The 24,456-nt window shown below is 71.4% G+C and carries 19 protein-coding genes; 12 read left to right on the forward strand and 7 right to left on the reverse strand.

Annotated features, from left to right (window positions below; all coding sequences use genetic code 11):
- The first annotated feature begins 2 nt into the window (after positions 1 to 2).
- Positions 3 to 1,046 (forward strand): 4Fe-4S dicluster domain-containing protein, encoded by a 1,044-nt coding sequence (locus O7617_RS26630; protein WP_282258894.1) that lies wholly within the window; start codon positions 3 to 5, stop codon positions 1,044 to 1,046.
- Positions 1,043 to 2,008 carry an NrfD/PsrC family molybdoenzyme membrane anchor subunit gene (nrfD, locus tag O7617_RS26635; protein WP_282258895.1) on the forward strand — a complete coding sequence of 322 codons (966 nt, stop codon included), beginning with the start codon at positions 1,043 to 1,045 and terminating at the stop codon, positions 2,006 to 2,008. The genes O7617_RS26630 and nrfD overlap by 4 nt, the downstream gene beginning before the upstream one ends.
- A gap of 58 nt (positions 2,009 to 2,066) precedes the next feature.
- On the opposite strand, the gene O7617_RS26640 is transcribed toward nrfD, so the two are convergent.
- Both O7617_RS26640 and O7617_RS26645 read right to left on the reverse strand, forming a co-directional pair.
- The gene (locus O7617_RS26640; RefSeq protein WP_282264877.1) at positions 2,067 to 3,626 is read right to left on the reverse strand and encodes an OFA family MFS transporter; all 1,560 of its coding nucleotides are present in this window, start codon (positions 3,624 to 3,626) and stop codon (positions 2,067 to 2,069) included.
- A 267-nt stretch (positions 3,627 to 3,893) separates the two neighbouring features.
- Positions 3,894 to 4,463: a winged helix-turn-helix domain-containing protein gene (locus O7617_RS26645; protein WP_282258896.1), complete on the reverse strand. Its 570-nt coding sequence runs from the start codon at positions 4,461 to 4,463 to the stop codon at positions 3,894 to 3,896.
- 238 nt (positions 4,464 to 4,701) lie between these two features.
- On the opposite strand from O7617_RS26645, the gene O7617_RS26650 reads away from it, so the two are divergent.
- Positions 4,702 to 9,084, forward strand: a complete 4,383-nt coding sequence (locus O7617_RS26650; RefSeq protein WP_282258897.1) for a S8 family serine peptidase — start codon at positions 4,702 to 4,704, stop codon at positions 9,082 to 9,084.
- Positions 9,085 to 9,215: 131 nt separating this feature from the next.
- Here the strand turns inward: O7617_RS26650 and O7617_RS26655 are convergent, their stop codons facing one another.
- A complete protein-coding gene (locus O7617_RS26655; RefSeq protein WP_282258898.1) occupies positions 9,216 to 9,842 on the reverse strand; it encodes a winged helix-turn-helix domain-containing protein in 627 nt (208 codons plus the stop codon).
- A gap of 269 nt (positions 9,843 to 10,111) precedes the next feature.
- Between O7617_RS26655 and O7617_RS26660 the strand changes: the two genes are divergently transcribed.
- Genes O7617_RS26660 through O7617_RS26675 form a run of 4 tightly spaced genes read left to right on the forward strand, consistent with a single transcriptional unit; the run spans position 10,112 to position 13,812 of the window.
- Positions 10,112 to 11,092, forward strand: a complete 981-nt coding sequence (locus O7617_RS26660) for a phosphatase PAP2 family protein (protein ID WP_282258899.1) — start codon at positions 10,112 to 10,114, stop codon at positions 11,090 to 11,092.
- A 16-nt stretch (positions 11,093 to 11,108) separates the two neighbouring features.
- Positions 11,109 to 11,804: a response regulator transcription factor gene (locus O7617_RS26665; protein WP_282258901.1), complete on the forward strand. Its 696-nt coding sequence runs from the start codon at positions 11,109 to 11,111 to the stop codon at positions 11,802 to 11,804.
- A complete protein-coding gene (locus tag O7617_RS26670) occupies positions 11,801 to 13,258 on the forward strand; it encodes a HAMP domain-containing sensor histidine kinase (RefSeq protein WP_282258902.1) in 1,458 nt (485 codons plus the stop codon). Before O7617_RS26665 ends, O7617_RS26670 begins: the two co-directional genes overlap by 4 nt.
- Positions 13,255 to 13,812, forward strand: a complete 558-nt coding sequence (locus O7617_RS26675; RefSeq protein WP_282258903.1) for a hypothetical protein — start codon at positions 13,255 to 13,257, stop codon at positions 13,810 to 13,812. Before O7617_RS26670 ends, O7617_RS26675 begins: the two co-directional genes overlap by 4 nt.
- A gap of 18 nt (positions 13,813 to 13,830) precedes the next feature.
- Here the strand turns inward: O7617_RS26675 and O7617_RS26680 are convergent, their stop codons facing one another.
- The 4 genes from O7617_RS26680 to O7617_RS26695 all read right to left on the reverse strand — a co-directional run bounded on the left by O7617_RS26680 (position 13,831) and on the right by O7617_RS26695 (position 19,626).
- Positions 13,831 to 14,853, reverse strand: coding sequence for a D-alanine--D-alanine ligase family protein (locus O7617_RS26680; protein WP_282258904.1), 1,023 nt, complete (start codon positions 14,851 to 14,853; stop codon positions 13,831 to 13,833).
- Positions 14,850 to 15,992, reverse strand: a complete 1,143-nt coding sequence (gene alr, locus O7617_RS26685) for an alanine racemase (protein WP_282258906.1) — start codon at positions 15,990 to 15,992, stop codon at positions 14,850 to 14,852. The genes O7617_RS26680 and alr overlap by 4 nt, the downstream gene beginning before the upstream one ends.
- Positions 15,989 to 17,131: an acyltransferase gene (locus O7617_RS26690; protein WP_282258908.1), complete on the reverse strand. Its 1,143-nt coding sequence runs from the start codon at positions 17,129 to 17,131 to the stop codon at positions 15,989 to 15,991. The genes alr and O7617_RS26690 overlap by 4 nt, the downstream gene beginning before the upstream one ends.
- Positions 17,132 to 17,364: 233 nt before the next feature.
- A complete protein-coding gene (locus O7617_RS26695) occupies positions 17,365 to 19,626 on the reverse strand; it encodes a catalase (RefSeq protein WP_282258909.1) in 2,262 nt (753 codons plus the stop codon).
- Between the two features lie 184 nt (positions 19,627 to 19,810).
- Between O7617_RS26695 and O7617_RS26700 the strand changes: the two genes are divergently transcribed.
- The 5 genes from O7617_RS26700 to O7617_RS26720 all read left to right on the forward strand — a co-directional run bounded on the left by O7617_RS26700 (position 19,811) and on the right by O7617_RS26720 (position 24,407).
- Positions 19,811 to 20,701 carry an alpha/beta hydrolase gene (locus O7617_RS26700; RefSeq protein ID WP_282258910.1) on the forward strand — a complete coding sequence of 297 codons (891 nt, stop codon included), beginning with the start codon at positions 19,811 to 19,813 and terminating at the stop codon, positions 20,699 to 20,701.
- A 133-nt stretch (positions 20,702 to 20,834) separates the two neighbouring features.
- Complete coding sequence (locus O7617_RS26705; RefSeq protein WP_282258911.1) at positions 20,835 to 21,620, forward strand: ATP-binding cassette domain-containing protein; 786 nt, start codon at positions 20,835 to 20,837, stop codon at positions 21,618 to 21,620.
- 58 nt (positions 21,621 to 21,678) lie between these two features.
- On the forward strand, positions 21,679 to 22,401 hold the full coding sequence (locus tag O7617_RS26710) for an ABC transporter ATP-binding protein (protein ID WP_282258912.1): 723 nt from the start codon (positions 21,679 to 21,681) through the stop codon (positions 22,399 to 22,401).
- A 30-nt stretch (positions 22,402 to 22,431) separates the two neighbouring features.
- Entirely contained in the window at positions 22,432 to 23,310 is an 879-nt protein-coding gene (locus tag O7617_RS26715) for a branched-chain amino acid ABC transporter permease (protein ID WP_282258913.1), read from the forward strand.
- Complete coding sequence (locus O7617_RS26720; RefSeq protein ID WP_282258915.1) at positions 23,307 to 24,407, forward strand: branched-chain amino acid ABC transporter permease; 1,101 nt, start codon at positions 23,307 to 23,309, stop codon at positions 24,405 to 24,407. The genes O7617_RS26715 and O7617_RS26720 overlap by 4 nt, the downstream gene beginning before the upstream one ends.
- Positions 24,408 to 24,456 lie beyond the last annotated feature (49 nt).

The following is a 24,456-nucleotide window of genomic DNA, read 5'->3' on the forward strand; positions in this document are numbered from 1 at the left end:
CCATGCCCCACGCCAACGCCCTGTACGGCCCGCTGGACCCGGCGCCGGACGCGGGCTATGTGAACGCGCCGCCGCGGATGGGGTTCTTCACCGACACGAGTGTCTGCATCGGGTGCAAGGCGTGTGAGGTGGCGTGCAAGGAGTGGAACGGGGTGCCGGAGAGCGGGTTGGACCTGCTCGGCATGTCGTACGACAACACGGGTGCGTTGACGGCGAACTCGTGGCGGCACGTGGCGTTCGTCGAGCAGCCCCGCCGTGCCGGTCTGGCGTCCCCGGCGTTCGCCGACACCCCGGACGGGCCGCCGGTCAGCCCGGTCACCGCGGCGGCCGGTGCGCTGACCAGCGCCGACACCGGTACCGACCCGGGTCTGCCCACCGGTTCACCCGAGGCGGCGGCCCGGATGTCGGCCGGCCCGGAGTTCCTGGGGATGCCGGGTGCGCAGCCGCCGGGTCGGGGCACCGGTGTCGAGGGTCGGACGGATTTCCGGTGGTTGATGATGTCCGACGTGTGCAAGCACTGCACTCATGCGGCGTGTCTGGACGTGTGTCCGACGGGGTCGTTGTTCCGGACGGAGTTCGGGACGGTGGTGGTGCAGGAGGACATCTGCAACGGGTGTGGGTACTGCATCTCGGCGTGTCCGTACGGGGTGATCGATCAGCGTAAGGGTGATGGTCGGGCGTGGAAGTGCACGTTGTGCTACGACCGGCTCGGTGCGGGGATGACTCCGGCGTGCGCGCAGGCGTGTCCGACGGAGTCGATCCAGTACGGGCCGCTTGACGAGCTGCGGGAGCGGGCCGCCGCGCGGGTGGCGACGTTGCGGGGGCGGGGGGTGTCCGAGGCGCGGTTGTACGGGCACGACCCGGACGACGGCGTCGGCGGCGACGGGGCGTTCTTCCTGCTGTTGGACGAGCCCGAGGTGTACGGGCTGCCCCCGGACCCGGTCGTGACCACCCGCGACCTACCGGCCATGTGGAAACACGCCGGGCTGGCCGCCCTGGCGATGACCGCCGCCACGGTGGTCGCGTTCCTGGGCAGGCGGTCATGACCCGCGGCGGCGAGCACCTGACGGTGCCGGCGGCCGACTTCACCTCCTACTACGGCCGCCCGATCCTCAAACCGCCGGTGTGGAAGCGCGACATCGCCGGTTACCTCTTCACCGGTGGGCTCGCCGCCGGGGGAGCACTGATCGGCGCGGGCGCCCAACTGACCGGCCGGCCCGCTCTGCGGCAGGTGGGGCGGTGGACGGCGCTGGGCGGCGTCGGCGTCAGCGCGTACCTGCTGGTGCACGACCTCGGACGACCGGCCCGGTTCCACCACATGCTCCGGATCGCCAAGCTGACCTCGCCGATGTCGGTCGGCACCTGGATCCTCACCGCGTTCGGCCCGGCAGCCGGCGTGGCCGCGGTCGCCGAGCTGGCAACCCGACTCCCCGATCACGGTGTGCTCGGTCTCGCCCGCCGCCTGGCCCCACCGGTCGGCGACATCGCCGGCCTGGCCGCCGCTGCCACCGCCCCGGCACTCGCCACGTACACCGGGGTGCTGCTCGCCGACACCGCCGTACCGGCGTGGCACGACGCATACCCCTTCCTGCCGTTCGTCTTCGGTGGCAGCGCGCTCGCCGCCGCCACCGGGGTCGGTCTGATCGCGACGCCGGCCGCCCAGACCGCCCCGCTGCGGCGACTCGCGGTCGTCGCCGCGACCGTCAAGTACGCCGGCGGTCGCCGGATGGAGCGGTTGGGCCTGACCGGTGAGCCCTACCGGCAGGGGCGCAGCGGTCGGCTGGTCCGGGCGGGAGACGTGCTGCTCGGCGTGGGCACCGTCGCCGCGCTGTTCAGCCGGCGCAGCCGGGTCCTGGCCGCGCTCTCCGGCGCCGCTCTGGTGGCCTCGTCCGTCGCCACCCGGTTCGGCGTCTTCGAGGCCGGCATGGCGTCGGCGCGTGACCCGAAGTACACGGTCGTGCCGCAACGGGAGCGGCGCGACGAGAAGGGGTCGGCGACCCGGCTCTGAACCGAGAGGACGGCGCCCCCTGCGTGGGCGCCGTCCTTCCGAGCCCGTCTTCGCCGCGTCAGCCGGTGAAGAGCTTCGCGGCGGTGATCAGGGTCTGGACGATGCCGTACCCGAGGAGCACCGCGATCAGCAGCCAGGACAACCAGAGCCGCCCGGTCTGGCTACCGACGCGCGGCGGCGCGGGCGGCTGGCTGTCCCGCCCGAGAGCGACCGGCTCGGTGACAGTCGCCTTCGCCACGGGCGAGGTCGGCCCTCGGTCCGGTTCGTGGAACCGCTCGGGCACGGAACGGACCAGCAGGTTCGCGATGAACCCGATGGCGAGGATGCCGACCATGGTGAACAGGGCGGGCCGGTACGCCGCCGCGGTGAGGGTGCCGGGCTTGCCCTGCGTGTCGAGGATCCCGTTGACGATCAGCGGGCCGGCGACACCCGCGGCCGACCACGCGGTCAGGATCCGGCCGTGGATGGCCCCGACCTGGAAGGTGCCGAACAGGTCACGCAGGTAGGCGGGCATGGTGGCGAAGCCACCGCCGTAGAAGGAGATGATCGCGGCGGCGATCAGCACGAAGACCGCGGTCGCGGAGTGGCCCGCGACGGCGAGCAGCAGGTACAGCACCATGCCGACGCCGAGGTAGACCATGTAGATGGGTTTGCGGCCGATGAGGTCGGACGTCGTCGACCAGACGAAGCGCCCCGCCATGTTGAACAGCGACAGCACCCCCACGAAACCGGCCGCCGCCGTCACCGAGACCGTGGTGGCGGTCCCGTTGTCCCGGAAGAAGTCCTGGATCATCGGGCTTGCCTGCTCCAGGATGCCGATGCCTGCGGTGACGTTGCAGAACAGCACGATCCACAGCAACCAGAAGGATCGGGTACGCACGGCATTCGACGCCGACACGCTCGCCGTCGTCACGAGGGGCCGGGTGGCGACGCTCGCGGGGTCGAACCCGGCGGGCCGCCAGTCCGGCGCCGGTACCCGGACGTTGAAGGGGCCGAACATCATGATCACGAAGTATCCGATGCCGAACGTGACGAAGAGCGCCACGAGGGCGTGTCCCGAGGCCACCGCCGCGGGGTTGTCGGGGTTGTAGCCGGAGTCGTAGAGGGAGAGCAGTTGGCGCGCGAGCGGGCCGGCGACGAGGGCGCCGCCGCCGAACCCCATGATGGCCAACCCGGTGGCGAGGCCGGGCCGGTCCGGGAACCACTTGATCAGTGTGGAGACGGGCGAGATGTAGCCGATGCCGAGCCCGATGCCACCGATGACGCCGTAACCGAGGTAGAGCAGCCAGAGCTGTTGGGTCGCGATGCCGAGCGCGCCGACCAGGAACCCCGTGGCCCAGAAGCACGCCGAGACGAACATCGCCCGACGCGGTCCGTTCCGCTCCACCCAACGGCCACCCACCGCCGCGGACGAACCCAGCATCACGATGGCGATACTGAAGATCGCCCCGATCGCCGTCTGACTGACGTCGAAGTGCGCGATGAGGGAGTTCTTGTAGACACTCGTGGCATAGACCTGACCGATGCAGACGTGCACGGCCAGGGCCGCGGTCGGGATGAGCCAGCGGCTGTATCCCGGGGGAGCGACAGTGTGCCGGGGATCGAAGACCGACAGCATGGGCATGGTCCGCACCTCCTGCGGCTGAGTAGGCCGGCGGCGGTGCAGGGCTGTCCGTCCCGGTCGTCGACCGAGCGGCACCGCCACGGTGGCGGCCCGGTGCACGCCTGCGGCAGCCGCAGTCCGGCTGCATCCTCACGTTACGTGTCAGCGAGTTCGCAGCCTGTCATTACCGCAAAACGCAGGTACGGAGACATCAGCCCGCCCCGTGTCGCTGTTGATCTCCAGGTCGTACCGAGACCCTTGATCAGTTCACGCCGCGGCGCGTCAGGCGCGTTCGACCCGGGCCTGCTGGTGATCGGTCAGCCGCAGCCCGACACCTCGAACGACGTCGATGGTGGCCAGGGTGCCGAGGTCGTGCAGCTTGCGGCGCAGCCGCTTCACCAGCGACTGCACGTCCGCCTTGCGCTCGCGCCCCTCGTCGCCCCAGACCGACCGGTGCAGCTCCGCGTAGCTCCAGACCCGGACCGGCTCGGTGATCAGGCAGGTCAGCAGGTCGTGTTCCAACCGGGTGAGGTCGACCTCGCGCTCCCCGCAGCGGGCGCTCGACCGGGTGGAGTCGATCACCAGCGCGGTGGCCGACTCGGCTGCGGCCGCGGCCATCTGGCGCGGGGTGGCGATCAGCCGGCGTAGCTCGTCGAGGTCGGCCACGAGCAGCAACGGAGCGATGCCGTCGAGGCGCTCCGCGAGCCGGATGCGCTCGGCCGGCGACGACGTCACCGCGATCAGTAGCGGGAACGGCTCGTCGGCCGGGCCCTCCCTGTTCGACGTCGCATCGTCGTCCTCGGCCACCGCACCGCCCGGGATCGATGGGCATCCCTGCCCGGCTCTCGTCATGGTCCTGACAATGATTGGCAAAACGCGTCACCGGAGCAGCAACTCTTAGCGACAAGTTGCTCACGGCAAGTTCTTGATCGTCCTTTCTTCTCGATCATAGTGTCCACTCGGGCAACCGGCGTGACCCGCGCGGTGCATGGGGAGGTCCACCCATGGCCCATCTTCACCCTGGGTCGTTCTGAGGGAGGCAGCACCGATGTTCAGACGTCCACAATGGCGGCGCACAGCCAGATCACTGGTGAGCGCCGGTGCGGCGGCGATCCTCGCCGCGACTTGCTTGGCCACCGTCGGGTCGGCAGCGCAGGCGGCACCGGGCGGCGGGATGCAGGCGGGCGCCCCGACCGGCGACAAGATCCGACCCGAGCTCGCCAAGCAGCTACAGGCCAAGAGTGAAGGGGACTTCTGGATCCGGTTCAAGGACCGGGCGGACCTCAGCAAGGCCAGCGCCATCAAGGACTGGTCGAAGCGCGGCACCGCGGTCGCGGACGCCCTGCGCAAGACCGCCGCCGCGAGCCAGGGCAGGATCCGCGCCGACCTCGACAGCTCGGGCACCCGGTACCAGACCTTCTGGGCCACCAACGCGATCAAGGTGAGCAGCGGCTCCCTGGCGATGGCCCAGAAGTTCGCCGGTCACTCCGAGGTCGAGGGCCTCTACGCGCCGGTCGCCTACAAGGTGCCGGAGACCACCAAGGGCACGGACGAGAAGACAGTGAACGCCCTCGAGTGGGGCATCGCCAACATCAACGCCGACGACGTGTGGGCCCAGTACGGCGTCAAGGGCGAGGGCATCACCGTCGCCAACATCGACACCGGCGTGCAGTTCAACCACCCGGCGCTCGTCAACTCCTACCGTGGCAACAACGGCGACGGCACGTTCGACCACAACTACAACTGGTTCAACGCGGCCGGTGCCACCGGCGCCTGTGCGACCGCCCCCTGTGACGGCGACGGCCACGGCACGCACACGATGGGCACCATGGCCGGCTCCGACGGCGCGAACCAGATCGGCGTCGCGCCCGGGGTCACGTGGATCGCGGCGAACGGTTGCTGCCCCAGTGACGCCGCTCTGATCGAATCCGGCCAGTGGATGCTCGAACCGCTGGACCTCAACGGCCAGAACGCGGACGCGAGCAAGCGCCCGAACATCATCAACAACTCGTGGGGCACGCGGGACCCGTCCAACGAGCCGTTCATGGAGGACGTGACGGACGCCTGGGCCGCGTCCGGGATCTTCGGCACCTGGTCCAACGGCAACAGTGGGCCGGCGTGCCAGACGAGTGGTTCGCCGGGCAGCCTCGCCAGCAACTACTCGACCGGCGCGTACGACGTCAACAACAACGTCGCCGGCTTCTCCGCTCGCGGCGTCGGGCAGAACGGTGAGATCAAGCCCAACATCTCGGCCCCGGGCGTGAACGTCCGGTCGAGCATCCCGGGTAGCGCGTACGGCAGCATCAGCGGCACCTCGATGGCCGCGCCGCACCTCGCGGGCACGATCGCGCTGCTCTACTCGGCGGCGCCCTCGCTGATCGGTGACGTCGACGCCACCCGTGCGCTGCTCAACGGCACGGCGATCGACAAGGCCGACGACCAGTGCGGCGGCACCGCCGCCGACAACAACGTCTACGGCGAGGGCCGCCTGGACGCCCTCGCGCTGCTCGACGCGGCCCCGACCGGCGACATCGGCACCCTGGCCGGAACGGTCACCGACGCGGCCACCGGCGCCCCGATCGCCGGCGCGACGGTGACGCTCACCGGACCGGCCGCACGGGAGCTGACCACCGGCGCCGACGGCAAGTACTCGACCCAACTGCCCACCGGTGACTACCAGGTCGCCGTGGCGGCCTTCGGCTACGGCGGCACCACGAAGACGGCGACCGTCGCCAAGGGCGCGATCACCACGCTCGACGTCGCGTTGACGCCGGTGCCCAGCGTCAACGTCACCGGGTCGGTCACCGACGGCTCGGGCCACGGCTGGCCGTTGTACGCGAAGGTGACGGTGACCGGCGTGTCCGGCGTCTACGACTACACCACCCCGTCGAACGGCCGCTACAGCATCAAGCTGCCGGCCGGGCAGACCTACACCCTGACGTACGAGTCGCAGTACCCGGGCTACCAGACCGTCACCAAGCAGGTGGTGGTCGGCACGGGTAACGCCACCGCGAACGTCGCCGTGCCGGTGGACACCGACACCTGCACCACCGCCCCCGGCTACACGTTCGGCTCCGACGGCGAGTACGAGACGTTCGACGCCCCGACCACCCCGGCCGGCTGGACCGTCGTGGACAACGCGGGCAGCGGCCAGGTCTGGAAGTTCACCGACGACGGTGACCGGGGCAACCTGACCGGCGGCAGCGGCGGCTTCGCGATGATCGACAGCGACGACTACGGTGCGGGCACCAGCCAGGACACCTCCCTGGTCAGCCCGGTGGTCGACCTGACCGCCGTCACCGCCCCGGTGATCCGGTTCAACCAGGACTTCAACCAGCTCAACGACGACACCGCCGACGTCGACCTGAGCATCGACGGTGGTGCCACCTGGACCAACGTGCTCCGGCAGGAGACCGACGTCCGGGGTCCGAGGGTGACCGAGATCCCGATCCCGCAGGCGGCCGGCCAGGCGCAGGTGCAGGTCCGGTTCCACTACTACGACGCCTCGTACGAGTGGTGGTGGGAGGTCGACAACGTCCTCATCGGCAGCCAGATCACCTGTGTGCCGCTCGACGGCGGTCTGGTCGTCGGCAACGTCCGCGACAAGAACGACGGCAGCTACGTCAACGGTGCGACGGTCACCAGCAAGGACCGGCCCGCCGAGAAGGCCGTCACCGTGGCGACCCCGGACGATCCGGGGCTGGCCGACGGCTTCTACTGGATCTACTCGTCGCTGACCGGCGCGCACGATTTCACGGCGACCGCCGGTAACTACGTCAGCCAGACCAAGTCGGTGGACGTCGAGGCCGACTGGGCGACCACCGCGAACTTCCAGCTCGCGGCCGGCCGGCTGTCGGTGACGCCGACCGAGCTGAGCGCCACGCTCCAGATGCCCAACGGCAAGGCGAGCAGGACGTTCACGGTGACCAACACCGGCGGCGCGCCGGTCGAGGTCAAGTTCAGCGAGCGGGACAACGGATTCGAACTCCTCCGCGCGGACGGATCCACCGTCACCCGGCAACAGGTGCTCGGCGGCAGCGGCGCTCCGGAGCAGCGGCTCACCGTACCGACGTCGTTCGCCGCCAAGGCGTCCGGCAAGGAGGCCAAGGCCACCGCCGCCGCGACCGGCCCGCAGGCCGCGCCGTGGACGGACATCGCCAACTACCCGGCGAACGTGATGGACAACCGGGTGGTGAACCTGGACGGCAAGGTGTACTCGATCGGGGGTGGCGACGGTAGCGCCTCCACCACCAAGAACTACGCCTACGACCCGGCCGCCCAGACCTGGACGGCGATCGCCGACCTGCCGGGCGCACGCAACGCCCTGACGGTGGGCGTCGTGCAAGGCAAGATCATCGCCAGCGGCGGCTGGGGCGACGAGGGTCCGGACGCCGCCACCTGGTCGTACGACCCGGGGGCCGACACCTGGACCGAGCTGGCCGACAACCCGGCACCCCGGGCAGCGGCCGGTCAGGGCGTCGTCGACGGCAAGCTGTACGCGGTCGGTGGCTGCACCACGGCCAACTGCACGCCGATGTCGAACAGCGTCGTCCGGTACGACCCGGCCACCGACACCTGGGCGACGATGGCCAACTACCCGAAGTCGGTGGCCTTCGCCTCCTGCGGCGGGATCGACGGCATCCTCTACTGCACCGGTGGCAACGACGGTTCCGCCGCGCAGAAGTCCAGCTACGCCTTCGACCCGGGGGCCAACACCTGGACCGCGATCGCCGACGCGCCGGCCGACAACTGGGCCAGCTCGTACGCCGTGGCCAACGGCAAGCTGCTCGTCGTCGGTGGTTCGCAGGGTGGGGCCATCAGCAACGCCGGCTTCGCCTTCGACCCGGCCGCCGGCTCGTGGTCCAACCTGCCGAACGCCAACACCGCCCGATACCGGGGTGGCGCGGCTTGCGGCTTCTACAAGATCGGCGGCTCGTCCGGCAACTTCAACGCGGCGGCCAACAGCGAGGTGCTCCCGGGCTTCGAGGGTTGCGCCGAGTCGGCGGCCGACGTCAGCTGGATGACCATCGACAAGTCGTCGGCGACCCTCGCGCCGGGTGCGAAGGTCACGGTCACCGTCGGCCTGACGGCGGACGTGGACCAGCCGGGCACCTACTCGGGCTCGATCGGGATCACGGAGAACACGCCGTACTCGGTGGCGCCGGTCGCGGTGACCATGACCGCGAACCCCCCGAAGACCTGGGGCAAGCTCATGGGAACGGTCATCGGCAGCAGCTGCCAGGGTGCGACCTCGCCACTCGCCGGGGCGGTCGTCCAGGTCGACTCGTGGGCGGCGTCGTACACCTTCGCCACCGACGCCGAGGGCAAGTACGCCTACTGGGTGGACCGCCGCAACAACCCGCTCACGATGATCGTCGCCAAGGACGGGTGGAAGCCGCAGACCCGCCAGACGAGGATCAACACCACCACTCCCACCGTGGAGAACTTCGGGTTGGTGCCGATCAAGTGCTGACGCCCGAGCGGTAGCGCACAGTCCGGCCCGCCTGGTTTCGACCGGGCGGGCCGGACCCTGTTCGGGGATCAGGCGGATCGGGCCGGACTTGAGAGGATCAGACCGGACCGGGCCGGTCCGCGTTGAGAAGATCAGACCGGGGCGAGCCGGAAGCCGACCCCGCGTACCGAGTGGATGGTCGTCGCGGCGTTGAGTCTCGCGAGCTTTCCGCGCACCCGGCGGACCACCGAGTGCATGTCGGAGCCCCGGCCGAGGTGCCGGTTGCCCCACACCTCCAGGTGCAGACGCTCGTAGGTCCAGATCTGCCCGGGCGCGTCCACCAGACAGAGCAGGACGTCGTGCTCCAACCGGGTCAGGTCGATCTCCTGGTCACGCCACCGCAGCACCCTGCGGTCGGAGTCGACGGCCAGGTCCGGTGGCGGCTGCTGCGGGCTCGGCGCCACCTCGGTGAGCACGGCTGCGGGCTGTGGGGCCGGGCCGAGCGCGGCTGCGGATCGCGGGGCCGGGCCGAGCGCGGCTGCGGATCGCGGGGCCGGGCCGAGCGCGGCTGCGGACTGTGCGGCATCGGCGAGCACGGGCCCGTCCTGCGGGATCACCGCCGGAGTCGTCTCGACCACGCCGAGAAACTCTCGGGCCTGCCGGACGGTCGAGACGATCAGAAAGGCGTCACTGCCGCCGAGTAGCCGCGCCAGTTGTCGGCGCTCAGCCGGTGAGGACGCGATGCCGATGACCAGGCTGTCGACTGGAATTCCCTGCATTCCCCCAACCCCTTCCGGTTCCCCAGCTCACTCCGGATGGATTTCTCGCACCGACCACCGAGGCATCGATCGGTGTCCTGACCCTAGTGGTGGCTGATCTCGGCGGGGTAAAACATAGTTGCATGTAAGCATCTGAATGCTTCTGCTCCGTCGAGGCCCACCGGCCCTTCCGACGACGATCCGCCTCCCGCAGTCGGCGCGGGCAGTTGTGACAGAACCAAGACAATCCCAGTACGGCATCCGGACGTGCCGGGACGAGCATGGCCGACATGACCATCGGATCGTCGTACCCCGTGGGGCGGTCGACGCCCGGCCCGCCGCCGGCGCGACCCCGGCCACCCGCCAGCGCGGCGGTGACGTCGGGTCTTCGGCTGCTCGCGGCGGCGCTGGGTGGTCTGCTCGCGTTGGCGCTCACCGCTGCCGTCTTCGTCCGGACGTACCCCGGTCAGTGGCTGGACGGTCTGCTCCTGCCGCGCGCCGAGCGGGGTGGGGGATACGAGCAGGAGACCGTCCTGGTGGGGCCGGCCAAGGCCGTGCTGGCCGGCTTCGGCAGCCCGAGCCTCCTCGTCGCCCTGCTCGGCGCGGTGCTGCTGGTGGGTGTGCTCCGCCGCCGGCTGGTGGCGGGGGTCGTCGGTGTGGGAATGGTGGTCGGCGCGGTGGTGGCGGCCGGCGCGCTGAAGTCGGCGCTGCCCCGCCCGGATCTCCAGATCGAGAGTTCGACGACCCACAACAGTTTTCCCAGCGGCCACGTGGCGGCGGCGACGGCGCTGCTGCTGGCGTTCATGCTGGTGCTGCCCGGTTGGGCTCGACGCTTTCTGGCGGTGCCCGGTGCCGCCGGTGTCTCGGTGATCGCCTCGGCCACGATGATCGCGGGCTGGCACCGGTTCAGTGACGTGCTCGGCGGCGTACTGCTGGGGGTGGTGTTGTTCTGCCTGGCCGCCGCCGCGTTGACGGGCCTGCGGGGGGACCGGGACGTGGATGCCGGGCCGGACGGCGGGAGCCTGTGGCGCCGGTTGGCCGAGATGGCGGTGAGCCTGGCCGCGCTGGTCTGGGCACTCGTGGTCGTGGTGCCCTCGCTGGCGGCCTCGGTGCAGCGCGGCGCGCTCGTCGCCATCGTGGCGGCGGGTGCGACGACGATGTTCCTGGTGGGTTCCGTGGTGTTCCTGGTGCGGTCGGCGGACTTCGTGGTACCGCTGCGAGCCGACCGTGCCGGGCGGCCGTCGCCGACCGATTCGCAGAAGATCTCATGATGGGATACTTGACGACATGTCCCAGGTCCTGCTGATCGAAGACCACCAGACGGTGCGCGATGGGCTTCAGTTGGCGCTCACCCGACAGGGCCACACGGTGCACGCGGTGGAGACCGGGGAGCAGGGGTTGGAGCGGCTGCGCACCACCGCGTCCGACGTCGTGGTCCTCGACCTGATGCTGCCCGGGATGGACGGGTTCGAAGTCTGCCGCCGGATTCGGCAACTCGGTGACCTGCCGATCATCATGCTGACCGCGCGCAACGACGACATGGACGTGGTGGCGGGGCTGGAGGCCGGCGCCGACGACTACGTGGTCAAGCCCGTGCAGGCCCGGGTGCTCGAGGCGCGGATCCGCGCGGTGCTCCGACGGACCGGCGGCGAGTCGCGTCGCGCCGGTGGCGAGCGGCCCGGCCTGGAACAACACGGTGCGCTGACGATCGACCGGGCCGCGCTGGTGGTCAGCAAGGACGGCGTGCCGGTCGGCCTCGCCCCCACCGAGCTGCGTCTGCTGCTCGAACTCTCGCACACGCCGGGCCAGGTGCTCAGCCGCCAGCAACTGCTGGAGGCCGTCTGGGAACACGGGTACCTCGGCGACTCGCGGCTCGTGGACGCCTGTGTCCAGCGGCTGCGCGCCAAGATCGAGGTCGACTCGTCGGCGCCGGTCTTCATCCAGACCGTGCGTGGTTTCGGATACCGGTTCGGGCCGCTGTGACACTGTGGCGCCGCGCCGGCACCCGGGTCTCGGGCCTGCGGGTCCGACTGCTCCTGGCGTTCGTGTTGCTCGGCGTGACCACCGCGGCCGTCGTGGCCAGCGGCAGCTACGTCCAGGCCCGGACGGTCATCCTGCAACAGGCGCAGGACGCCGCGGTGAGGTCGCTGACCGACCAGCTCAGCAAGTACTACCCGATAGCCCAGTTGCCGCCGACCCAGGACGACCTCGACATCCTGGCCCAGCGTCTCTCCGACCGGGACACCACCACGGTGGTCGTCTACCGCGACCTGCGGTCGCCGAATTTCGAGGTGGCCGACGCGCTCACCCCGGAGCTGCGGCAGGAGGTCGGCGACGGCCGGATCGCCTGGCAGCGGGTCGCGCTCAACGGGGAACCCAAGCTGCTCATCGGCACCCAGTTGGCGCTCGAACGACCCGACGGCACCTCCCGACCGTCCGGGCTGGAGGTGTACTCGATGCGCAGCCTCCTGCCCGAGCAGCAGAGCATCGACCAGCTCGCCACCCGCGCCTGGCTGACCGGAGGGCTGTCGCTGGTCCTCGCGGTCCTGCTGGCCCTGTTGGCCGCCGGCAGCGTGTTGCGACCCGTACGCGAGTTGGGCCGGGCCGCACGCCGCCTCGGCGAGGGCGACCTGACCACCCGGCTGACCGTCCGGGGCGTGGACGAGCTGGCCGATGTGGCACGGACCTTCAACGACACCGCCGGGACGCTGGAACGGCAGGTGGGGGAGCTGCGACGGATGGAGTCCGACGCGCGCCGGTTCGTGGCGGACGTCTCGCACGAACTCCGTACGCCGTTGGCGGCGATGACCGCGGTCACCGACGTGCTCGACGAGGAGGCGGAACACCTGCCCGGGGACGCGGGCCGTGCAGCCCGGCTGGTCAGCCGGGAGACGCAGAACCTCACCCAGCTGGTCAACGACCTCATCGAGGTCAGCAGGTTCGACTCCGGAACGGCCCGGCTCGCCCTGGACGACGTGGACGTGGCCGCCGCGGTGAGCGCGACCCTGCGCATCCGCGGCTGGACCGACCGGGTCCGCGCGGAGCTGCCGCCCGGTGTCGTGGCCCGGCTCGACCCCCGCCGGCTGGACGTCATCGTCGCCAACCTGGTCGGCAACGCCCTGCGGCACGGTGCCGAGCCGGTGTCGGTGCGGCTGAGCGCCGACGAGGACTGGGTCACCGTCGAGGTGGCCGACCACGGTCCCGGACTGGACCCTGAGGTGTTGCCGCACGTCTTCGACCGTCTCTACAAGGCCGACACCGCCCGAACCCGCTCCGACGGCAGTGGCCTCGGCCTCGCCATCTCCTGGGAGAACGCGCGCCTGCACCGCCACGGTGAGCGGCGGGGAAGTCTCGTCGCCGGAAACGACCCCGGAGGCGGCGCGGTGTTCACCCTCCGCCTGCCCCGGGACACGGCGGCCGACGGTGGTGCCCGGTGACCGGCCGGCGGACGGGCCGCGCACTGGTCGTCGCCGGGCTGCTCGTCGCGGTGCTCACGGCGGGGTGCGGGGTCCGGCCCACCGCCGTCATCACCGGTCGCGCCGCGGTCAGCGGGCCCACCGAGGGCATCGGGGTCTACCTGCTCGCACAGGGCGAACTGGCGCTGGTCCTCCGCCAGCCGAAGGCGACCCAGGCCGGTGCCGCGCCCGTGGTGACCTGTTCACCGGCATCCTCGGACGGCTCGTCCTGCCAGCCGGCCCAGGCCGTCGCCCTGCTCGCGGCGGGTCCGAGCGAGGAGGAGCGGGCCAGCGGCCTGACCAGCGAGGTGCCCGCCGGGCTCGTCCCGGTCACGGTGACGCCGGACGGACGGGGATTCGGCCTCACCGTGACGACGACAGCAGCGGTACGGCCGTTGTCGGCCGACGCGGTCGACCAGATCATCTGTACGGCCACCGACGCCGCCGCCCAGGTCGGCCTGATGAGCTCTCTCGTCCCGGTGACGATCGTCGGACCCGACGGCACCCGGCCGCCTCGGCGGTGCCCGGTCAGGTGACCGGGCACCCGCCACCGCTCACACCAGGTCGGCCACCCGGGCCGGCCGGGGAAGACCGCCGTGACGGCCCCGGTCCTCGTCGGCCAGCGCGCCGTCGATCAGGATGTCGATCAGGTCGACGAACCCGAGACCGGCCTTCTGCCAGATCTGCGGGAACTGCGACGCGGCGGTGAAACCGGGGAACGTGTTCACCTCGTTCACGATGGGCTCGGGCGATCCCTCGGCGGGTAGGAAGAAGTCCACCCGCAGCAGCCCACGGCAGTCGAGGGCGTGGAAGGCGCGGATCGCCCGGTCCTGGAGTACCTCGGTGGTCGCCGCGTCCAACGCGGCGGGGATCTGGAAGATCGCGCCGCCGTCGTACTTCGCGTCGTAGTCGAAGAAGCCGGCACCGGTCACCCGGATCTCCAGCGGCGGACCGGCCTCCACCCGGCCGTCCGGGTGCTGGAGGACCGCCACGTCGATCTCCCGACCCCGGGCCCCCTGCTCGACGAGCACCTTCGGGTCGACCTGTCGGGCCCGCTCCAGCGCGGCGGGAACCCCCGACCAGTCGTCCACCTTGACGACGCCCAGGCTGGACCCGGCCCGCGCCGGCTTGACGAAGACCGGCAGGTCCAGACGTCGCCGGTCGTCAGGCGACAGGTCCTCGCCCGGCCGCAGGGTCACCCCCGGGCTGACCCGCAGCCCCTCGGCGGCGAGGAGTCGTTTGGTGACGCCCTTGTCCATACCGGCGGCGCTGGCGAAGACCCCGTTGCCGACGTACGGCACCCCGAGCCACTCCAGCAACGACGCCACCGTGCCGTCCTCGCCGTACGGGCCGTGCAGGGCCGGGAACACCACGTCCTGGGCGCGCAGCACGCGCAACGCCGCAGGCAGTGGCGTCGGGCGTCCGTCGACGTGCCAGCCGCCGGCACGGTCGATGAGCACCTCGGTGACCTGGTACCGCTCACGGTCCACGTGGGTGAGGATGCTCGCCGCCGAGCGGCAGGACACGTCGTGCTCGCCGCTCTGCCCGCCGTACAGCACTGCCAGTCGGGTTGTCATGAAATCCGTGCCCTTCCGTGGTGGTGGTCGCGGGCCACCCGGGCCCCGATGCCGGTCAAGATCTCGTGTGGATTGGTGTCGGCCCAGCGGGCCCATTCGACGACGGTCGGTGGGTTCCGGTCTGCCTCGGTCGGACCGAACACCACGACCGGGTCACCGATCGCCACGGGGAGGTCCCCGACGTCGACCACGCACTGGTCCATGGCGATGCGCCCGACGATCGGGCACCGCCGACCGGCGAGCCACACCCAGGCGCGGCCACCCGCGGCGCGGGGGAGGCCGTCGGCGTACCCGAGCGGCAGCAACGCCAGGGTGGTCGGCGCGCCGGTCACGTGCTCGGGCCCGTAGGAGACGCCGGTGCCGGCCGGCACCCGTTTGACGTTGACCACGCTCGTCCGCACCGTCATCGCGGCGTGCAGCCCGAACTCGCCCGGACCGGTCGCGCCGAACGGGTCCACGCCGTACAGCGCGATCCCGATCCGGCAGATGTCGAAGCGGGTCCGGGGCGCCGACAACGCGGCCGCCGAGTTGGCCAGGTGGACCAGCTCGGGGTCGAGGCCGGCCGACCGCGCGACCCGCAGCGCGTCCTCGAAGGCCGTCACCTGGCGGTTCAGCTCGGGAGCGCCCGGCACGTCCGCGTCCATGAGGTGGGACCACACCCCACGCACCCGGATCCCGCCCTCCCGTTCGTACTTGCGAGCCCAACCGACCAACTCGGGCCAGTCGTCCCCGGCGGCCCCGTTGCGGGACAGACCGGTGTCGGCCTTGAGCTGCACCATCGCCGGTACGCCGAGCAGGTGGACCGCGTCGGCGACGGCGTGCAGGTGCGTCGTCGTCGACACGCCGACGTCGACACCAGCGTTGATCAACTTACCGAAGTCGTCGGTCGGGCTGTGCAGCCAGCTCAACGTGGGCGCGGTCACACCCGCCTCGCGCAGGGCCAGCGCCTCGCTCGCCGACGTCACCCCCAACCAGCTCGCGCCCGCCCGAAGCGCCGCCCGGGCCACCTGCACCGCGCCGTGGCCAAACCCGTCGGCCTTCACCACCGCCATCAGGTCGGTGCCGGTGACCGACGCGATCGTCCGCACGTTGGCGGCGATCGCGTCGAGGTCGACGAGCGCCTCGGCCAGCGCGCTCATCGGGCCGCCTCCGCGCGCCGGGGGCCGGGCAGCGCGAACAGCCAGCCCGCCCGGACCGCCAGCAGGCCACGGTGCACGGCCAGGCTCAGGCCGATCACCAGGCCGGTCAGCAGAATCGGGTATCCGAGCACGATCAGGGCCTGAGCGGACGCGCCCAGCTCGGAAACCGGTACGAGCGTCAGCCGGTGCAGCAGCGCCAGGACCGGCATGTGGACGACGTAGATCGGCAGGGTGATGCGGCCGAGACTAGCCAGCGGTCTGCTGAGTGCCGACCAGCGAGCCAGCCTGGCAGCGGCGGTTATGCCGAAGATCACTGCCACGACGGAGGCCGCCGGCCACACACCGAACCACTGCTGCGCGCCGGCCGCCGCCATCGCGGCGAGCGCGAGGACGTAGGCCCCCGAGGTCAGCAGCAGACGGCGTCGGCTGGCGGTGTCGGCCCACCGCTGGATCTGCGGTCGCAGGTACAGGCCGGCGAGGAAGAACACCAGGTTCTGGTAGAGGCCGCCCCGGTTGCCCGGTGTGTCGAGCAGGCCGGCGGCGGCGACCGCGGACAGCACCGCGGCGGGTACGAGCACCAGCGCCCGGGGGGCCCGACGGGTCGCCTTGGCGATGGTGAAGTACACCGCCAGGGCGTACAGGTACCAGAGGTTGGACGGCGTGATGGTGAGCTGCTCCAGCACGCCGAGGACGGAGGTGGCGCGGTCGGTCGGCAGGTCGGGGGCGACGGCGAGGATCGCGGTGTGGATCAGCAGCCAGAGGGCGTACAGGTAGAGGAACCCGGCGACCCGGCTGCGGGCCACGACCCGCCAGGGTCGTCGGGCGGCGTTCGCCGCGAAGACGCCGGAGATGGTGAAGAACAGCGGCATCCGCAGCGGGAGGAACTGCTCACCCAGCGTCCCCCACAGACCCGGCACCGGTACGCCGACGTGCCAGTCGATCTGTAGGTAGTCCTTCACGATGACGTGCCACAGGACGACGAGAACGATGCAGGCGCCCTTCGCGGCGTCGGCCCACTCCGCCCGGCCCGACGGTGCTGCGGCGGGGGCGCTCCCGGCCCGGTACCGGTGGCGGAACCGGACGCGCGTCTCGTCGGGCGGCAGCTCGGCGACCCGGGACCCGGTCAGCTGTTGGATCATTCATCGCAAGGTGCCAGCCGGATATCCGCACGTGATCCACGGATTGTCATGAACCGGTAATAGAGACTGCCTGACGTTCCGGAGTGGACTCTTGATCCACACGGGTGCGGCGAAAACGCGGTATCGGAGTGCCGGGGATACCCCCACATCGGCGAAACGGAGTGGATCAACCCGCAAACGGGCGAGGGCTGCCTCCCGGTGGAAGGCAGCCCTCGCTGGTGCTCGGCGCTGGATCAGGCCACCAAGGCCGGGAACCGTTCCCACACCCGGTGTGCGGCCATCAACTGCTGCACCGCCGTCAGGGCCTCGGCGCCGGAGCCCGCCGCGACGACGCCGGGGGTGCCGGCCACCCCGGTCTGCTCCAGCACGGTGACTCCCGCACCCCAGGCGCCGATGGCCTTGGCGTGCCGCCAGGACTCCTCGACGAGCAGCAGCACGCGGGGGTCCACCGCGGCCGGGCCGGGACGGCCGGCCTTGTCGTCGCGGGCGGGGAGGGCGTCCGGTGCGGGCACCGGCGCTCCGGCCAGCAGGACCGCGTCGAACTCGACCGACCGGCCGGTGGCGAAGGTCCGCTGCACCGGCAGGTCCGCCACCATGCCACCGCGCGGGGCGATGAGCAACGGCACCATGCCGGCCTCGAACACGGCCCGGCGGACCTCGTCGACACCGTCCAGGTCACCGTCCGGGTCGACGACGATCCCGACGGTACGACCGTCGCTCGGCCACTCCCGGCCGACCTGCGACAGCGCCGGGCTGGGCGTGACGTCGGCGAGCGGCACGCTGGGCTGCGGCGCTGGCAGACCCAGACCGGCGGCGACCTGCTCGCACAGCACCGGGTCGATGTTGGCCAGGCTCCGCAGTTGGCGTTCCTTGATCGCCTGGTGGTAGCACTTGCCCAGCTCGAAGGTGTACGCCCGGATGATGTGCTCCTTCTCGACCGGCGACATGCTCGACCAGAACAGGCGTGCCTGGCTGTAGTGGTCGTCGAACGAGGCCGGGTTCGCCCGCACCTTCGGCGCCTGCGCCACGGTGACCGGCACGTCGACGAACGCCTGCTCGGCGTCCCCGGCGGGGAACGGGTTGCCGCCGTCGAGCGAGTTCGGTCGGTACGGCGCGACGCCCGCGTGCACGGCGTGCTGGTGGAACCCGTCACGCAGCATGTCGTTCACCGCCGCGTGCGGGCGGTTGATCGGGATCTGCGAGAAGTTCGGCCCGCCCAGTCGGGTGAGCTGCGTGTCGACGTACGAGAAGAGCCGGCCCTGCAACAGCGGGTCGTTCGTGACGTCGATGCCCGGCGGGAGGTGACCCAGGTGGAAGGCCACCTGCTCGGTCTCGGCGAAGAAGTTCGTCGGCGTCCGGTTGAGGACCAGCTTGCCGATGGGCTGTACCTCGGCCAACTCCTCGGGCACGATCTTCGTCGGGTCGAGCAGGTCGATGCCGGCGAAGGTCTCCTCGGGAGTGTCGGGGAAGACCTGGATGCCGAGCTCCCACTCCGGGTACGCGCCGGCCTCGATGGCGTCGTAGAGGTCCCGACGGTGGAAGTCCGGGTCCATCCCGCTCAACATCTGGGCCTCCTCCCAGGTGAGGGAGTGCACGCCCAACTTCGGCTTCCAGTGGAACTTGGCCAGCACCGTCTCTCCGGCCTCGTTGACGAGGCGGAAGGTGTGCACGCCGAAGCCCTCCATCGTCCGGTACGAACGGGGGATGCCCCGGTCGGACATGTTCCACAGCGCGTGGTGCTGCGCCTCGGTGTGCAGCGAGACGAAGTCCCAGAAGGTGTCGTGGGCGCTCTGCGCCTGCGGGATCTCCCGGTCCGGGTGCGGCTTGCCGGCGTGGATGATGTCGGGGAACTTGATGGCGTCCTGGATGAAGAACACCGGCATGTTGTTGCCGACCAGGTCGAAGGTGCCCTCGTCGGTGTAGAACTTCGTCGCGAAGCCGCGGGTGTCGCGGACGGTGTCGGCCGAGCCACGCGAACCGAGCACTGTGGAGAAGCGGACGAAGACGTCGGTCTCCCGGCCCTTCTTCAGGAACCCGGCCCGGGTGACCGCCTCGCCGGTGCCGTACGCGGTGAACACGCCGTGCGCACCGGCACCCCGCGCGTGCACGACCCGCTCGGGGATGCGTTCGTGGTCGAAGTGCGTGATCTTCTCGCGTAGGTGGTGGTCCTGGAGCAGCACCGGGCCACGCGGTCCGGCCTTGAGCGAGTGGTCGGTGTCGCGCAGCCGCGCCCCGTTGGCGGTCGTCAGGTACGCGCCCTGCTGACCCTTCGCAGTGGGCGGCGCGCCGGTCTCCGCGCCGGTCGGCGTACGCGTCTGCGGCGCACCCTGTTCCGGCTTCGGCGGCAGCGGGTCGTGCGGCGTCGTCGGTTCCTCGACGGTCGGCGGCGCGCTTCCGGGCGCGCCCGGGACATCCGGGGTCAGGGCGTCGGCGATCTTGCCCGAGGCGGTCTTCACGGCGTTCTTGACCGCCTCGGCGGGCTTGCTGGAATCCACGTGGCGAACCTCTCCATGGCGCGGGTGCGGGCGGGCGTCTGCCCTGCTACCCCTGGTCAGGGGGCCGAAACACGACTGATCACGGCAAATGCCGCCACGACTGGTGATTTTGCCGATGCGGCGACCGGCTGAGCGGCCAAAACTGACACACGTCGATATCCCTCGACCCTAGGGAGTGCCCGACGTGTCCTCACCAACCACCACCCGTCCCCGCACCGTCGCCGCCCGGCTCGGTCTGGCCGCCGCCCTGGTCGCCGGCGTCGTCCTGGCCGGACCGTCCGGTGCCGCCCAGGCCGCCGGCCCGTACGAGCGGGGCCCCGCTCCGACCACCGCGATCCTGGAGGCCAGTCGCGGTCCCTTCGCCACGGCGTCGCAGAGCGTGTCCTCGCTGAGCGTCACCGGCTTCGGCGGCGGCGTCATCTACTACCCGACCAGCACCAGCGAGGGCACCTTCGGCGCCATCGCCATCTCGCCCGGCTACACCGCCTCGTGGTCCAGCATCAGCTGGCTCGGGCCGCGGATCGCCTCGCACGGTTTCGTGGTGATCGGCATCGAGACCAACACGCGCCTGGACCAGCCGGACAGCCGGGGCCGGCAGTTGCTCGCCGCGCTGGACTACCTCACCCAGCGCAGCTCGGTGCGCAGCCGGATCGACAGCAGTCGGCTCGCGGTGGCCGGTCACTCGATGGGCGGCGGGGGCAGTCTGGAGGCGGCCTCGTCGCGGCCGTCATTGCAGGCCGCGGTGCCCCTGGCGCCGTGGAACCTGGACAAGAGCTGGTCCGAGCTGCGGGTGCCCACGCTGATCATCGGCGGCGAGAGCGACAGCGTCGCGCCCGTCTCGACGCACTCGGTGCCGTTCTACAACAGCATCCCGGCCTCTGCCGAGAAGGCGTATCTGGAGTTGAACGGGGCGAGCCACTTCTTCCCGCAGACGACGAACACCCCCACCGCCCGGCAGATGGTGGCCTGGCTGAAGCGGTTCGTCGACGACGACACCCGCTACGAGCAGTTCCTGTGCCCCGGCCCGAGCGGCTCGGCCATCGAGGAGTACCGCAACACCTGTCCCAGCGCCTGATCGCGGTCCCGGGGCGGTCGCCGACGGCGACCGCCCCGTCCGCGTGGTCGGAGCATCGAAGGTCTTGACGCGATACCCGAGAAACGTACACTGCGAGTGTAAATAAACACCCGCCACGACAGAGGGATGGGTGATGGAGCGCGGCCTCGAACTGCACCACATCGGCGTCCGTTTCGGCGGCCTCACCGCCCTCGACGACGTCTCGCTGCGGGTGCCATCCAACCGGGTGGTCGGCGTGATCGGGCCCAACGGCGCGGGCAAGACCACCCTGTTCAACGTGATCTGCGGTTTCGTCGCGCCGGAGACCGGTTCGCTCACCCTCGACGGTCGGCCGCTCCGTCCGCGCCCGCACCGGTTGACCCGGCTCGGCATCGCCCGCACCCTCCAGGGCACCGGGCTCTTCGCCGGTCTGAGCGTGCTGGAGAACGTGATGACCGGCGCCTCGCACACCGCCCGTGCGGGGTTCGTCCCGGCGCTGTTCGGGCTGCCGGCCAGCGACCGTGACGAGCGCCGGCTGCGCCGACACGCCCTGGACATCCTCGACGGCCTGGGCATCGCCGCCCACGCCGAGGCAGCACCGAGCACACTGCCCTTCGCGGTACGCCAGCGGGTCGCCCTGGCCCGTGCGCTCGCCGCCCGGCCCCGGCTGCTGCTGCTCGACGAGCCCGCCGGTGGCCTCGGCGCCGACGACATCGCCGACCTCGCCGAGCTGATCCGGGAGCTTCCCCGCCGGGACGACGAGCCCTGCGCGGTGCTGCTCGTCGAGCACCACATGGACCTGGTGATGGCGGTCTGTGACGAGCTGGTGGTGCTCGACTTCGGCCGGGTGATCGCTTCCGGCACCCCGGACGAGGTCCGCGACGATCCGGCGGTCACCGACGCCTACCTCGGCGCCACCGTCGAGGAGGTCACACCGTGAGCGCGAGGAGTGAGCCGGGTTTGCGAGCCCCGCAGTCGCGAACGAAAGGTGGCTCAGCGTGACCGGCACCGATCTGCTCGTCGTGCGAGGGCTGGTGGCCGGGTACGGCGCCGCGCCCGTGTTGCAGGCCGTCGACCTCACCGTGCCGGCGGGCACGATCGCCGCGGTCGTGGGCGCCAACGGTGCCGGCAAGACGACCCTGCTCCGGGCGCTCTCCGGCATGATCCGTCCGGCCGCCGGTCAGGTGCTCCTGGCCGGGGAGGACCTGCGGGGTACGCCGGTGGAGCAGCTCGTCCGACGGGGCATGGCGCACGTGCCGGAGGGGCGGGGTGTGATCAGCGAGCTGACCGTCGACGAGAACCTGCGGCTCGGCGGGCTGTGGCGGCGCGACCGGGCCGACGCCGGGCGGGCGCTCGACGAGGTCTACCAGCTCTTCGAGCCGCTGGCCCGACGCCGCCGGCACCTCGGCCACCAGCTCTCCGGCGGTGAACGGCAGATGCTCGCGCTCGGCCGGGCCCTGGTGGGCCGGCCCCGCCTGCTGCTGCTGGACGAGCCGTCGCTGGGCCTGGCGCCCCGGGTGGTCGCCCGGACGATGGCCCTGCTCCGTCAGCTCCGCGACCGCACCGGCCTGACCGTGCTGCTGGTCGAGCAGAACGTCCGCAGCGCCCTCGCCGTCGCCGACCAGGGTGTCGTGATGTCCCTCGGCCGGGTGGTGATCGCCGCCCCGGCGGCGAAGCTCCGCGACGACGTCGACCTGCGCCACGCGTACCTCGGTTTCTGACCACCACCTCGTCCCCCGGAGGGAGGACTGTTGGACCGCTTCGTCTTCCTCACCGTCGACGGCCTGTCCCGCGGCGCGGTGTACGCCGCGTTCGCGTTGGCCCTGGTGCTCATCTGGCGGGCGGCGCGGGTCGTCAACTTCGCCCAGGGGGCGATGGCCGTCGCCGCCGCCTACGTCGCGTACAGCGTCGCCGCCGCGACCGGCTCCTACTGGCTGGGTTTCGGGGTCGCGATCGTCGCCGGCCTGCTGCTCGGTGCGCTGGTGGACCGCGTCGTGATGCGACACGTCGACCACGCCTCACCGCTCAACCCGGTGATCGTCGCGCTCGGGCTGGTCCTGTTGATCCAGGCCGTGCTGGGCATGGTGTACGGCAACGAGTTCCGTCCCGCCGAGGCGCCGTTCAGCAGGTCCGCTCTCAGCGTGGGTGGCGTCGCCGTGCTGTCGCCGTACGACCTGTTCGTCTTCGCCGCGATCGGGGTGGTGGTCAGCGGCCTCGCGTGGATGTTCGCGCGTACCCCGGTGGGGTTGCGGATGCGCGCGGCGGCCTTCGCACCCGAGGTGTCCCGGCTGCTCGGGGTGAACGTCGGTGGCATGTTGACCCTCGGGTGGGCGTTGGCCTCCGGGGTGGGCGCGCTGGCCGCGATGCTGGTCATCCCGACCGAGCTGGGCCTGCACCCGCACGCGATGGACCTGGTGTTCGTCTCGGCGTTCACCGCGGCGGTGGTGGGCGGGCTGGACAGCCCACCGGGCGCTGTGGTCGGCGGCCTGGTGGTGGGTCTGCTGCTCTCCTACGTGAGCGGTTACGCCGGCAGTGACCTCACGCCGCTCGCGGTGCTGGTCCTGCTGCTGGCGGTGCTGCTGGTCCGGCCCGGCGGGTTGTTCGCCCCGGTCGCGGCGAGGCGGGTGTGAGCGCCACGAAGGCGGCGGTGCCGCCGAAGCACCGGCCGGACGACGCCGCCGAACGTCCCGTGGACCGGCGACGTGGCTCGACCCTGCTGCGTCACCTCGCGGTGGTGCTCGCCGTCGGCGTGGTGCTGGTGGGGGTCAGCTACGCCGTCGAGCCGTTCCGCAACTTCCAACTCGCCACGGTGGCGGCCTACCTCTGCGCGACCGCCGGGCTGACCGTCCTCACCGGCCTCAACGGTCAACTGTCGCTGGGGCACGGGGCGTTGATGGCGACCGGCGCGTACACCGTGGCTCTGTGTCAGAACGCGTTCGCCGACCGGGGGATGACCGGCGGCTGGCTGTTGCCGCTGTCGTTGGTCGCGGCGATCGTCAGCACCGTCGCGGTCGGCGCGGTGGTGGGTGTGGCCGCGGCCCGGCTGCGGGGCCCCTACCTGGCCGGGGTGACCCTCGCGGTGGCCGTCGTCGTGCCGGCGCTGGCGGTGACCTTCGACGGTGTGTTCAACGGCGAGCAGGGGCTGTCGGTGCCGGTCGAGCCGCCACCGTTGGCGCTCGGGCCGTATTTCCCCTACGAGCGGTGGCAGCTCTGGCTCACCGCCGCGGCGGCACTGCTCGCCCTGTTGCTGCTGGCGAACCTCATCCGCAGCCGGTACGGGCGGACCTTCCGGGCGGTCCGGGACGACGAGGTGGCGGCCCGTCTCGCCGGCATCCACGTGGCCCGCACCCAGGTCCTCGCGTTCGTGGTCAGTGCCGCCACCGCCGGGCTCGGCGGGGCGTTGCTGGCGGTCCTCGCGCAGAGCGTCTCCCCGGGGGCGTTCTCGCTGACCCTGTCGCTCTTCCTGTTGATGGCCGTGGTGATCGGCGGTCTCGGCCGTCTCACCGGCGCGTTGTGGGGGGCCGTCCTGCTGGTCGCGCTGCCCGATATCACCCACTCGGTGACGGAGTCGTTCGCGCTCTCGCCCGCTGTGGCGCAACGGCTGGAGGGCAACCTCCCGCTGGCGATCTTCGGCCTCACCCTGATCGTCGTCATGATCGCCGCGCCCGGCGGCGTGCAGGGACTGCTGTCCCGTCTCGGTCGGCGCCTGCGGGCCCGGCGTTCCTGAGCTGTTCTCCAGCCGGCCCCGGTCGGCAGCGTTCCCCAGCCCGGCCCCG

The organism is Micromonospora sp. WMMD1155 (assembly GCF_029581275.1).
GTDB lineage: Bacteria > Actinomycetota > Actinomycetes > Mycobacteriales > Micromonosporaceae > Micromonospora.

Bases quoted from the DNA above. Each gene is read 5' to 3' on its own strand.
- O7617_RS26630 (WP_282258894.1), top strand. From the start codon at position 3: ATGCCCCACGCCAACGCCCTGTACGGCCCGCTGGACCCGGCGCCGGAC.
- nrfD (WP_282258895.1), top strand. From the start codon at position 1,043: ATGACCCGCGGCGGCGAGCACCTGACGGTGCCGGCGGCCGACTTCACC.
- O7617_RS26640 (WP_282264877.1), bottom strand. From the start codon at position 3,626: ATGCTGTCGGTCTTCGATCCCCGGCACACTGTCGCTCCCCCGGGATAC.
- O7617_RS26645 (WP_282258896.1), bottom strand. From the start codon at position 4,463: ATGACGAGAGCCGGGCAGGGATGCCCATCGATCCCGGGCGGTGCGGTG.
- O7617_RS26655 (WP_282258898.1), bottom strand. From the start codon at position 9,842: ATGCAGGGAATTCCAGTCGACAGCCTGGTCATCGGCATCGCGTCCTCA.
- O7617_RS26660 (WP_282258899.1), top strand. From the start codon at position 10,112: ATGACCATCGGATCGTCGTACCCCGTGGGGCGGTCGACGCCCGGCCCG.
- O7617_RS26665 (WP_282258901.1), top strand. From the start codon at position 11,109: ATGTCCCAGGTCCTGCTGATCGAAGACCACCAGACGGTGCGCGATGGG.
- O7617_RS26680 (WP_282258904.1), bottom strand. From the start codon at position 14,853: ATGACAACCCGACTGGCAGTGCTGTACGGCGGGCAGAGCGGCGAGCAC.
- alr (WP_282258906.1), bottom strand. From the start codon at position 15,992: ATGAGCGCGCTGGCCGAGGCGCTCGTCGACCTCGACGCGATCGCCGCC.
- O7617_RS26690 (WP_282258908.1), bottom strand. From the start codon at position 17,131: ATGATCCAACAGCTGACCGGGTCCCGGGTCGCCGAGCTGCCGCCCGAC.
- O7617_RS26705 (WP_282258911.1), top strand. From the start codon at position 20,835: ATGGAGCGCGGCCTCGAACTGCACCACATCGGCGTCCGTTTCGGCGGC.